The sequence below is a fragment of the Lapidilactobacillus mulanensis genome, assembly GCF_003946215.1.
In the GTDB taxonomy this organism is placed as follows: Bacteria; Bacillota; Bacilli; order Lactobacillales; family Lactobacillaceae; genus Lapidilactobacillus; species Lapidilactobacillus mulanensis.
This window is the reverse complement of record NZ_RHOW01000053.1, coordinates 1-12,355: the sequence shown is the minus strand read 5'-3', so window position 1 is coordinate 12,355 and position 12,355 is coordinate 1. Positions and strand designations below refer to the sequence as shown.

Below are 12,355 nucleotides of genomic sequence, written 5' to 3'. Positions count from 1 at the left end.
TGCCGTTCAAGAATGTGCATAAACACTTTAATTATTTGATTGTCCTCTTGACAGGAGCCGAGCCATCTTACTAGATCAATTTTCTTTTTTTCCAGTTAATTCGCGGGTTGAAAAACGGACCCAAATTAAGTTGATCATAACTAACAAGGTTGAGGAAATAAACACGCCGCTATAACCAAATGACCCTGAAACAAATGAGCCTAACATTGGACCGACAACATTACCCGTGGCCTGAAACGACTGATTGTAACTAAATATGCGTCCGGTAATTTCGTGTGGTGCATATTTGGCCAGTAAAGTTTGTACTTGGGGCAATAGTGCTGCATCCACGATCCCGACTAAGAATCGTAACGCGCCTAATTGCCAAATATTTTGCACGAACGCTTGTGGCCAATAAACCAGCAATCCCAATAACAACCCAAAGAATAGAATCTTGTGGGTGCCAATGCGATCACCAAGCGCACCGAATCGCGGCGCCGCAATCAATGTGGCGATCCCGGGAATCGAGGCGATGATCCCACTGGCAATATTTAAACTACCCGAGGAATGTCCCATGAGTTGGCGAACATACAAGCTTAGAACCGGGTTGATCGAATTATTAGAGGCTTGAATGATCAACGTGGTCACGAACATGCCGATAATGATCTGTGGATGTTCGAGACTCGTAAATAATTCTTTGATCGGTTTCTGCTCGCTTCTGGCAATCGGCGTGAAATGTTCATGAACTTTAAACACCGTGAGTAAAAAGACTAAGAACAATAACGAACCGGTAATGAAGAAAGTAAATCGATAACCGAACGCCGTTGCCACTATTCCGCCCAATAAGGGGCCTAGGAGCGTTCCGGTAACATTACCAGTGGTCAGTGTACCCAACGCTTGTCCACTGCGCTCAATCGGCGCCTCAGTGGCAATTAAGGCATTTGCGTTACTAATGTACCCTGAGAAAACACCTTGAAGAAATCTGAGTGCTACTAATTGATAAACATTGGTGACTAATCCCATCAGTGCGATCACAACAGCCATACCCAACGAGGCCCGCATTAACATTAACTTGCGTCCCTTTGCATCCGCGAGTCTGCCCCACATTGGTGAAATCAGTGCTGTCACCAAAAACGTCGATGAAAAAGTGATCCCACTCCATAAGTTTAATTGAACCCGCGAAAATTTTCCTAGCGAATCAATATATAACGACATGAATGGCGTGATCATGCTAAAGCCGACCCCGGCCATGAAATTACCAAACCACAAGACATGTAAGTTTTGTTGCCACTCAGGCAATTTAACTTTAATTCTTTTTGTTTTTGCCACGACATCTCTCCGTTCTCTCAGCGTGTTTAAACAAATAGAGGCCAGAACAGGATTCACCTGTTCCAACCTCTATTAATATAACATCAGTCATTACTTATCTGTGTTAGTATCCTTGAAGCCATATTTCTTGTTAAAGCGATCAACACGGCCATCTGCTTGGGTAAACTTCTGCTTGCCCGTGTAGAATGGATGTGAATCTGAAGTAATTTCCACACGAACTAATGGATATTCTTCGTCTTCAAATTCAACAGTTTCTTTTGATTGCTTAGTTGAGCCAGCGACAAATTTAAAACCAGTCGATGAATCCATAAATACAACTTTATGATAATCTGGGTGAATTGCTTCTTTCATTTTTCCTAACTCCTTTTCCCTAGCGTATTTGCTATGCTAGAGTCCATATACTCAATACTCATAGTTTCTAACAATTAACAATTTTACCATGGTGACCAGTAATTTACAATGCTTTTTTTTCAACAAAAGAGCTGTTCGTGACACCGCTCAGTTCCGGCTGTTCATTCTCATCGAGCATCTCGACGTCGGCACCTAATTGTTCTAGCTTCCACATCACGCGATCATAGCCACGCAAAATATTCTCGACTTTATGGATCGTCGTCGTGCCTTCTGCCATTAAACCAGCAATCATCAACGAAGCACCCGCCCGAATTTCATCGGCAGTCACATCAGTTCCCTGCAACTTATCCGTGTGGTGTAACAAAATAATATCATTCTCAACGGTGATGTTAGCACCCATCCGCACTAATTCAGGCACGTGACGAACGCGCTTAGGGTAAATCGTATCGACGATCATCCCCTCACCTTGCGCCTTTAACAGTAACGGGGTGATTGGTTGTTGCAAGTCAGTCGCAAAACCTGGATAAGGCATCGTTTTAACCGTGACCATTTTCAAATCACCGGTTGGATAGACATAAATACTATCTTCGACAATATCGAAATGAACGCCGATCTCTTCCATCTTCGCCAGAAAAGAATCTAAATGTTCGCTGATGATATTTTTGACCGTTACGCCGTTACCAACCGCCGCAGCCATCGCTAAATAAGTCCCTGCTTCGATGCGATCGGGAATGATCGTGTGCGAATTTCGCGCATACAAATGAGGCACGCCGTCGATTCTGATCGTGTCCGTTCCAGCGCCACGAACTTTGGCACCCATGTTGTTTAAAAAAGTCGCCAAATCAATGATTTCTGGTTCTTTAGCCACATTTTCGATCGTCGTTGTACCGGTCGCACGCACAGCCGCCAAGATCACATTGATCGTGGCACCAACAGACACCATGTCAAAATAAATCTTAGCGCCATGCAACCCTTCATCAGGCGCTTTAATAAACATGGCTCCCCGCTCATTACTGACGGTTGCACCTAACGCTTCGAAACCTTTAATGTGTTGATCAATTGGGCGCGGGCCAATATCATCCCCACCTGGCAAGCCAACAATTGCTTGACCAAAGCGGCCTAACAAGGCACCCATAAAATAATAAGACGCGCGTAAACTCTTAATTTTACCATTGGGCAATGGTCGTGAAATAATTTCAGTTGGATCGATTTCTAAACAGGTCCCATTCATTTCAGAAGGGACATTCATATCGTCAAGGATAGCTCTCAAATTTGTAACATCTTGGATCAAAGGAACGCCATCAAGTTGAACCTTTGACTCAGAAAGAATTGAAGCGGGAATGAGTGCAACGGTACTATTTTTAGCACCACCGATGACAACTTCACCGGATAGTTGCTTTCCGCCGTGGATAATCATTTTTTTCATGTGGCAGGTTCCTTATCGTCTTATAATTGCGAGAAATAGTTGAAATAAAGTCTTTTTTCATAAAATTATTATCTTATCATGATGCTAAAGTGTTTGAAGTGCAGCATTTAGTCATCATTTATAATCATATAGAATTCACGTGAAAAAAACAAGGCTTTTCTAGAAACTGTTCATCGGAAACCCACCATTTTTTCATTGTCGGTCCCACGGCTTCAGCATTCAAAAAAAAGCACCTCTCAATCTATTATTACAGATTGAGAGGTGCAAGATTAATTTTATGCTCAGCTATGGCAATACAAAAAATTATTTGCTTGTCTCGCCCCATGGATCTTCTGGTAAATCTGAAGCAGCCTTGATAAACGCCTTGAATAATCCTTCTGGACGCATTGGCCGTGACAAGAATTCTGGATGATATTGTGCAGCAACAAAGAATTTCTTCTCAGGCAATTCGATCACTTCAACCAAACGATTGTCTGGTGAAACGCCAGAGAAAACAAAACCATGTGCTGTCATTTCATCACGGAACTTATTATTGAATTCATAACGATGACGATGACGTTCTTGAATCACGGTTTGATTATCATATGCAGCCGCCGCAACTGAACCTGGCTTGAGCTTGCATGGATATAAACCTAAGCGTAATGTGCCACCAATGTTTTCAACATTTTCTTGATCTGGCATCAGATCGATAATGTTGTGTGGCGTGTCTGTGTTAACTTCAGTCGTGTCAGCATCTTGATAGCCTAAAACATTGCGCGCAAATTCAACACAGGCCATTTGCATACCCAAGCAAATACCCAAGAAAGGAATATCATGCTCACGTGCATATTTAATGGCGGTAATTTTACCTTCAAGACCACGATTACCAAAACCACCGGGAACCAACAAACCTTGGGTATCGCCCATATATTCAGCGATATTCTCTTCGGTCAGATCTTCAGCTTGAACTTTAACGATTTCAATTTCAGAATCGTATAAGTAACCGGCATGCTTCAACGCTTCCGAAACAGAAATATAAGCATCTTGCAATTCAACATACTTACCGACCAACGTGATCTTTGTCTTGTGTTGTAAATGCTGGACGCGTTGTTCGAGTTGTTGCCATTCTGTCATATCGGCTTTGGGTGTGTCCAAATGTAAATAATCGCAGACGATTTGATCCATGTTTTGTTTCTGTAAATTCAATGGAATCGAATAAAGTGTTGCAACATCGAGCGATTCGATGACCGCTTCAGGATCAACGTCACAGAAGAGTGCGATTTTATTGCGCATCTCCTGAGAAATCGGTTTTTCAGTCCGCACAACTAAAATATTGGGTTGAATCCCCACGCTGCGTAATTCCTTGACACTATGCTGTGTCGGTTTGGTTTTCATCTCGCCGGCTGCACGCAAGTAAGGCACTAACGTCGTATGAATGTAAATAACATTCTCTGCGCCGACTTCTGCTTTCATTTGACGTAAAGCTTCCAAATAAGGCAATGACTCAATATCACCAACTGTCCCACCAACTTCGGTGATGATGACATCTGAATCTGTCGTATTAGCAGCACGCATGATCCGATCTTTGATCATATCGGTAATATGCGGAATAACTTGCACCGTAGCACCGTTATAATCGCCACGACGCTCACGGCGGATCACCTCTGAATAAACTTTACCAGTTGTCACATTAGAATAACGGTTTAAATCGTTATCAACGAAGCGTTCGTAATGACCTAAGTCTAAATCTGTTTCAGCGCCATCATCGGTCACAAAAACTTCACCATGCTGATACGGATTCATTGTTCCTGGATCGACATTGATATAAGGGTCGAACTTTTGCATGGTGACCTTGAGCCCGCGGTTCTTAAGCAAACGGCCTAAAGATGCAGCGACGATTCCTTTGCCTAACGAAGAAACAACGCCACCAGTTACGAAGATATACTTTGTCATTTTGACACTCCTTTTGATATTGTTTGACGCACTTGGGGATTTCAACAAAAAAACAAAACAAAGCCTCCTATTCAGATTGTGAGAATAGGAGGCTTTTACGCGATCGACTTTACTAATACAAGTAAAGTGCCCAAAAGATATAGTACCTAGAAATAACGAAAACGTCAAGTCTGAATTCTTGAAGGATGAAACAAAGTGGGTCCTTCACGCACGCAGAACTAACGCCACCAACCGAATGAGCCGTTGATCCTAGTTCACCGCAATCACCCCAACAAGCTACAAAAAAAGACTAACCAGGTTTCCTGGTTAGTCTTTAGATGTTTGATCTTATTTGGCAATGACTACTTGTCGTCATCGTCACTACTATCGTCGTCAGAAAAATCGTCACTATCATCAGAATCATCGTCGTCATCTGCACTGAAATCTGCATTAGCCGTGTCGACCAATTCATCGTCGTTAAATTCAGACAATTGTCCTTCGATCCCGTCATCTAGCTCATCGGTATCATCTTCATCATCGGAATCATCCAATTCACTGATACTTGGCGTCTTGAACGGTGCAACCGTTGAAGTATCAGACGTATCGTCATCATCATCAGTGTCACCGACAGCCAATGAATCATCATCTTCAGGATCATCATCGTTATAATCGATCACATCATCATCATCGGAAACGTCAGCTAAGAAGGCATTAACTTTATGGCGACGTTTCTTACGTGGTGTTTCTTCGTCATCTTCAGGATGATTAACTTCTTCATCGACTGAATCGAATGGATACCACTCCCGCAATCCCCAAACGTTTTCGCCTAAAGAAATGAATCCACCGGCTTCGTTTAAATCAGTATAAAATTGGCCTAAACGTGCGCGAATTTCAATGTCACTTTTACCTAAATATGTTTGAATTTGGTTAACGATATCAGCAAAAGACATTGCTTCGCCTTTTTCTTCTAAAATGGCGTGAGCAACCTCAATCATTGATAGTTCGGATTTCTTCTGACCCGCAAAAATTTCTAGTTGCACGGGGACACATCCTTTCAGCAATCTATTTTTAATAATACTCGATTATTGTTGGAAAATCAATCTTAATTGGTATTTTCCTAATTGTTCTTGACCCGTAAATAATTGATAATCCACATCAATTTTACCCGCGACTGGTTGATCTTGAGTCTCAACTTTCACGCGAGTCGTGCGCGTTAGAATTGGGATCTGCCCATACGGCGTCGAATAAACCGCGTCAGTTTCTTGATCCAGATAGAAATGCAACTGTAACCGCATCTGCCCCTGACCGCGCGTTAAAATAATCCCGCCGTCTTTTTGAATTTTCAAAGTGACTGGCGTTTTGGCCGTCGTTTCTGGATCGATCTCCTCGTAACGAAGATATGTGGTTTCATCCATTCTGATCAGTTGACCAGGCTCATCGAAGGCATGATCTTCAGTCTGACCGTCTTGTTCTAAATGGGTGGTCAATTGAATTCGCACTGGTAATTGTGACTTTGAATTCTGCGTGCTTATCACCTCGATTGACAATATATTTTCATTAAGTATAAATCATTGCTACAGATTTATCAGAAAAATTGTATTATTTTAATAGATTTTATCCTTTTTTAACGCAAAAAGCCACGAGTTACGCTATACTAAAGTCAAGAAAACCAATTGATCTGATTTTCTGTAAATCATTAATGACTTATTTATATTAAAAACTGATCGAAAACGATCATGAAAAATAAGGAAGTGGTCAGATGCGAAACGTTGTTGTCTTACCTCGTGAAAAAGTTCTTCGCGATCCAGTTCAAAATTATATCCACGTCACGCATCAGGTTATTTTAGATTTGATCAACACCTCAGAATTTCAGCGGCTCCGCCGAATTAAACAACTCGGCGCCTCCGCATTTACTTTTCATGGTGCAGAACACTCACGCTTCACGCATTCTTTGGGCGTTTACGAAATTACGCGCCAAATTTGCAATAATTTTCAGCGTAACTACCCCACGCAAACACCTGGTGACGGTTTGTGGGATGACAACGAACGCATTGTCGCCTTATGTGCAGCACTACTCCACGATATTGGTCACGGACCAAATTCTCATACATTTGAACATATTTTTAACACCGATCATGAAGCCATCACGCGGGCAATCCTGACTTCGCCAGATACCGAAGTTAACCACGTTCTTAAAGAAGTTAGCGACACTTTTCCCGAAGAAGTTGCCAGTGTCATCGGTAAAACTTATCCGAATCCACAAGTTGTCCAAATGATCAGCAGTCAAATCGACGCTGATCGTATGGATTACCTGTTGCGAGATGCTTATCACACCGGCACGAAATACGGTATGTTTGATCTCACTCGTATTTTGCGCGTAATGCGCCCTTATAAAAATGGCATCGCGTTTGAAAGCGATGGTATGCATGCCGTTGAAGATTATATTGTCTGTCGCTTCCAAATGTACCAACAAGTTTATTTCCATCCCGTCAGTCGTTCGATGGAAGTGATTCTCGATCATTTATTACATCGTGCTAAATATCTCTATGAACACGGTCAAATGAACGGCAGCCAAACGCCAACGTTACTGGTGCCATTTCTAGAAAATGATTTTACGCTTAAAGATTATTTGAAACTCGATGATGGCACCCTCACCACCTATTTCACTTTGTGGCGTGATTATTCGGATGATATTTTACGTGACCTTGCTTCCCGTTTCCTAGATCGTCGTCCCTTTAAATCTGCCCGGTTCACGCAAGAAACACGCGATCTCATCCCTGAATTACAGCGATTGATCGAAGAAGCAGGTTATGATCCAACTTATTACACCGCGATCAACGATAGCTATGATTTACCGTATGATGCTTATGATCCCTCTTCACGTGAGCCGAAAACTCAAATCGAGTTAATGGAACAAGATGGCACCTTACGTGAATTATCAACTGTCAGTCCAATTGTGGCCGCTATTACCGGCAAGAGTAGTGGCGATGAACGCTTCTTCTTCCCAAGAGAAATGATCCATCCCACCGAATTACAATTATTTGAACCTCTCTATCAGAAATTTCAAAGTTATTTGCACAACGATAGTTTGATCGATCCCCGTAAAAACTAATCATTAAGAAAGCGAGTCGCAATAGATGCTCAAAGAATTTAAAACTTTTATTTCTCGCGGTAGTGTTCTCGACATGGCCGTGGGTGTTTTGATCGGTGGCGCATTCAACACGTTAGTTGCCTCCCTCACCAAAAACTTATTAAGTCCGTTGATCGGGTTGTTCGCGAATTCGATTAATCTGTCTTCGATTACATTCAAAGTTGGTGCGGCAACATTCACCGTTGGTACATTCTTGGATGATGTGATTCAATTCTTGATCATGATGTTTGTCATCTTCATGATCGTGAAAATATTTAATCATATGCGTGACTTGAATCAAACGGAGGAAGCTTCAGAAACCCCGATTCCTGCCGAGGAACAATATTTGAAAGAAATCCGCGACTTACTCGCAAACCAAAGTCATCACGATTCTGATCCAATCAATAAACAAGAATAATTCAAGAACGTTAACCATAAAAAAAGCATGATTTTCAAAGTTTGATCAAACAAACCTTGAAAATCATGCTTTTTGTTTACCTTTATTTAGTGTTGGATGAAGCGATTAACAAATAAGGGACTGACTGCTTCATTTTCGTGGATGCGTTTGATGGCATCACCGATCAACGGACCAACCGAAACCTGGATCATTTTATCGATGACCCTTTCTTTTGGTAGATTGATTGAATCAGTGACGACCAAACGTTTGATTGCAGAATCAGTAATGCGCTGAATCGCAGGACCAGACAGGACTGGATGCGTAAAACAAGCATATACTTCGGTGGCACCGGCATCAACCAATGCTTGTGCTGCCAGGGTAATTGTTCCCGCGGTATCGATCATATCGTCAATAATAATTGCCCGCTTGCCCTTGACGTTGCCGATAATATTCATCACTTCAGCCACGTTAGCTCTGGGACGACGCTTGTCAATAATCGCGATCGGCGTTTTTAAGAAATCAGCCAGCCGGCGAGCACGACCCACGCCACCATGATCAGGAGAGACAACAACTGCCCCTTCTTCCAAATGATTTTCTAAGAAATAGTCAGCCAAAAGTGGTGACCCGACCAAGTGATCAACTGGAATATCGAAGAAGCCTTGAATTTGTGCAGCATGAAGATCGAGCGCAACAATTCGATCTGCGCCGGCACGTTGCAACATATCTGCCACTAATCTGGCCGTGATCGGTTCGCGTGCGCGCGTCTTGCGATCTTGGCGTGCATAACCGTAATAAGGAATCACAGCGTTGATTGTTTGAGCAGAAGCACGACGTAAGGCATCGATCATGATCAATAACTCCATCAAGTTATCATTCACGGGTGCAGAAGTCGATTGGACGAGATAAACGTCACAACCACGAATACTTTCATCGATATTGATTTGAATTTCGCCATCTGAGAAACGTGTGACCGAAGACTTGCCAAGCGGAACACCAACAGTTGCTGCAACTTTCTCCGCAAGCGGTTTGTTAGAATTCAGTGCAAAAATTCTGAGCTTTGAATCTGCGTAATTATTTGTCATCGTTTCCTCCCAAATGTTAGACCCATTAGATTAAATTCTATAACCAATTCTGGTCGTGAGCAAGCGGTAATTTTTGCCAATAATCATTTTTATTCACCTGACGCGCGCGGGCAATTGCCATCGCGTGTTCGGGAATATCATCGGTGATCGTCGAACCGGCGGCGACAAAACTGTGTTGTGCCAAGTCTAACGGCGCAATTAAATTACTATTACTGCCGATAAAACTGTGGTCACCAACATTGGTATGAAATTTCTGAACGCCGTCATAATTAACGAAGACGACCCCGCAACCGACATTAATATCTGTGCCCAGCGTAGCATCACCAACATAAGTTAAATGACCAACTTTAGTTCTTGCACCAATTGTGGCATTCTTGATCTCACAAAAATTGCCAATATGCGCCTCTTCGCCGATCACCGCTTTAGGACGGAGGTGACTGTTGGGACCGATATCAGAATGTGACATCATTTCAGCCTCTTCAACTGTCGAACTCGTTACATGAACGTGATCGTGAAGTTTAGCATCGACTAGTTCAGAAAGCGAACCAATATAACAATCACTGCCGATTTCCGTGTGACCCTTCAAATTAACTTCGCCTTCAACAATTGTATCGGGGGCGATTTTAACATCGATATCGATGTGAGTTGTTGCTGGATCGATCAAAGTCACCCCATCGCGCATATGTTGCGTGTTAATGCGTTCTTGCATGATCTGCGTAGCCTTGGCAAGTGCGACGCGATCATTGACACCGAGTGATTCTGAAAAATTAGGCATTTGATAGGCTGCAATAATACCGCCGGCTGCCTTGACGATTTCCATAACATCCGTTAAATAATATTCACCCTGCGCATTATGATTAGTCACCTGATGAAGTGCGTTGAACAGAGTCGCATTATCGAAACAGTAGACACCTGTATTCATTTCTTTAACGGCGGCTTCTTCTTTAGTCGCATCTTTTTGTTCGACGATCTTTTCGACGATCCCGATATCATTACGAATGATACGGCCATAGCCAGTTGGATCATCTGCTTTAGCCGTCAAAACAGTCGCCTTGGCACCCTTAGCCTGATGATAGGCAAATAATTTTTCAAACGTTTTCGCCGTCAATAAGGGGGTATCCCCACTGACAACCAACGTCATGCCTTCTTTATCACCAATAATTTTTTCAGTCTGTAAAACGGCGTGCCCGGTTCCTAATTGTTCTTCTTGAAACGCATATTCACTACGATCACCTAAAAGATCTTCAACCGCTTCGGCACCATGACCCACGATCGTCACGATTTGATCTAGACCAGCTGCTTCGACTTGAGTCAACACATGATCGACCATCGCGCGTCCGCAAACTTGATGCAACACTTTATAAAGTTTTGATTTCATCCGTGTACCCTGACCTGCAGCCAGGATTACAGCATAACGACTTGACATAATGAGCTTCCCTTCATCCAGATAAAGCTGAAAAATAGTTCTATTTTTATGATAGCTTAACGAGGCAATTTTCTCAACATCTCAACCAAAAAAACACAGGATGCGGATGACAAAAATAGCCGATCAGGCCCTATTCCTGCTTCGAAGTCTGAACTGCCACCAGTTTATCTAAATAATTGCCTAACTGCACCTCAATTTGATCCGTTTGCGTGTTGATTTCAACAATTTTGAGCAAGGACGTGTAGTCTTGAATCAAACGTTGCCCCTTAAAGGATGTTTCTGCAAAAACGGTGATGCCGACCAAGTGTGCTTGAAATTCTTTAAGTAGATCGTGCATGCCGCGAATCGTGCCGCCGCCCTTCATGAAATCATCGACGATAACCACATGAGCACCTTCAGACAGACTTCGTTTAGACAACTCCATTTTTTGAATACGGTCAGAAGAAGCCGAAACATAATTCACGCTGACAGTCGCGCCTTCGGTAATTTTCGCATCGCGGCGTGCAATCACAAATGGCACGCCTAAATAACCCGCAACACTTTGAGCAATCGGGATCCCTTTTGTGGCCACGGTCATGACGGCATCGACCTTTTGCCCTGAATATTGTGCCGCAATCAAACGCCCGATCACCTTTAAATAATTCGGATTACCGAGCAAGTCAGACAAATAAAGATAGCCGCCCGGCAATAAGCGTTCTTTGTCGGCCAGTTTTCCCGCCATTAACTCTAAAAATTCAGTCGCAACTGGCACGCTAACACCAGGAAAATATTCCACGCCACCGGCAGCACCAGGTAATGTTTGCACATTGCCTAGTCCACGAGCTTTAAAAGCACGCTTGATTATTCCCAAATCTTCGCTGATCGATGATTTGGCAGAACTATATCGTTTCACAAAAAATGGCAGTGAAACTAATTGACGCGGATGATCCAACAGAAAGTTCGTCATATCAATTAGACGATCACTACGTTTAACCTTCATCACAAATATCTCCTTATACTCCAGTCGTGAGTGATAATCACTCAACCAACTCGCTATCGATTCCTAATAACGCTCTGAATTAGTAGCCGAAAAGTAACAAATATCGAAATTATAACATTCATTGTTCGTCTTTTTATCATACCACAAAAATAATTGGAAAATGATGTTTTTCAGTTTATTTATAATGGGCTATGTATGGTGTATGTGTAAAAATGCGATAACATCTTTGTCTACCTTCGGTCGCGGCTGTGTGGGGCAAGTGACGGCGGACTGTGGGAACGGTTCCAGGCTTTCCCCTAAGTTCTGGGGAAAGTCTTCCACCTCGATTTCGAGATTTTTCTCAGT

11 protein-coding genes are annotated in these 12,355 nt (G+C 42.7%); 2 read left to right on the top strand and 9 right to left on the bottom strand.

Features of this window, described 5'->3' with window-relative positions:
* Positions 1 to 75: 75 nt before the first annotated feature.
* The 6 genes from EKM67_RS09740 to EKM67_RS09715 all read right to left on the bottom strand — a co-directional run bounded on the left by EKM67_RS09740 (position 76) and on the right by EKM67_RS09715 (position 6,483).
* On the bottom strand, positions 76 to 1,308 hold the full coding sequence (locus EKM67_RS09740; protein WP_318531166.1) for a multidrug efflux MFS transporter: 1,233 nt from the start codon (positions 1,306 to 1,308) through the stop codon (positions 76 to 78).
* A 90-nt stretch (positions 1,309 to 1,398) separates the two neighbouring features.
* Entirely contained in the window at positions 1,399 to 1,659 is a 261-nt protein-coding gene (locus tag EKM67_RS09735; RefSeq protein WP_125578819.1) for a type B 50S ribosomal protein L31, read from the bottom strand.
* Between the two features lie 103 nt (positions 1,660 to 1,762).
* Complete coding sequence (locus EKM67_RS09730; protein ID WP_125578818.1) at positions 1,763 to 3,085, bottom strand: UDP-N-acetylglucosamine 1-carboxyvinyltransferase; 1,323 nt, start codon at positions 3,083 to 3,085, stop codon at positions 1,763 to 1,765.
* 303 nt (positions 3,086 to 3,388) lie between these two features.
* A complete protein-coding gene (locus tag EKM67_RS09725; protein ID WP_125578817.1) occupies positions 3,389 to 5,017 on the bottom strand; it encodes a CTP synthase in 1,629 nt (542 codons plus the stop codon).
* Between the two features lie 341 nt (positions 5,018 to 5,358).
* Positions 5,359 to 6,036: a DNA-directed RNA polymerase subunit delta gene (rpoE, locus tag EKM67_RS09720; protein ID WP_125578816.1), complete on the bottom strand. Its 678-nt coding sequence runs from the start codon at positions 6,034 to 6,036 to the stop codon at positions 5,359 to 5,361.
* A 42-nt stretch (positions 6,037 to 6,078) separates the two neighbouring features.
* Positions 6,079 to 6,483 carry a DUF1934 domain-containing protein gene (locus EKM67_RS09715; protein WP_164506638.1) on the bottom strand — a complete coding sequence of 135 codons (405 nt, stop codon included), beginning with the start codon at positions 6,481 to 6,483 and terminating at the stop codon, positions 6,079 to 6,081.
* A 272-nt stretch (positions 6,484 to 6,755) separates the two neighbouring features.
* On the opposite strand from EKM67_RS09715, the gene EKM67_RS09710 reads away from it, so the two are divergent.
* Entirely contained in the window at positions 6,756 to 8,108 is a 1,353-nt protein-coding gene (locus EKM67_RS09710) for an HD domain-containing protein (RefSeq protein ID WP_125578814.1), read from the top strand.
* A 25-nt stretch (positions 8,109 to 8,133) separates the two neighbouring features.
* Positions 8,134 to 8,544 (top strand): large conductance mechanosensitive channel protein MscL, encoded by a 411-nt coding sequence (gene mscL / locus EKM67_RS09705; protein WP_125578813.1) that lies wholly within the window; start codon positions 8,134 to 8,136, stop codon positions 8,542 to 8,544.
* An 86-nt stretch (positions 8,545 to 8,630) separates the two neighbouring features.
* On the opposite strand, the gene EKM67_RS09700 is transcribed toward mscL, so the two are convergent.
* From EKM67_RS09700 to purR, 3 genes are all read right to left on the bottom strand, one after another.
* Positions 8,631 to 9,605 (bottom strand): ribose-phosphate diphosphokinase, encoded by a 975-nt coding sequence (locus EKM67_RS09700; RefSeq protein WP_125578812.1) that lies wholly within the window; start codon positions 9,603 to 9,605, stop codon positions 8,631 to 8,633.
* A 37-nt stretch (positions 9,606 to 9,642) separates the two neighbouring features.
* Complete coding sequence (glmU, locus tag EKM67_RS09695) at positions 9,643 to 11,031, bottom strand: bifunctional UDP-N-acetylglucosamine diphosphorylase/glucosamine-1-phosphate N-acetyltransferase GlmU (RefSeq protein WP_125578811.1); 1,389 nt, start codon at positions 11,029 to 11,031, stop codon at positions 9,643 to 9,645.
* Between the two features lie 130 nt (positions 11,032 to 11,161).
* On the bottom strand, positions 11,162 to 12,010 hold the full coding sequence (purR, locus tag EKM67_RS09690; RefSeq protein WP_125578810.1) for a pur operon repressor: 849 nt from the start codon (positions 12,008 to 12,010) through the stop codon (positions 11,162 to 11,164).
* Positions 12,011 to 12,355: the final 345 nt, after the last annotated feature.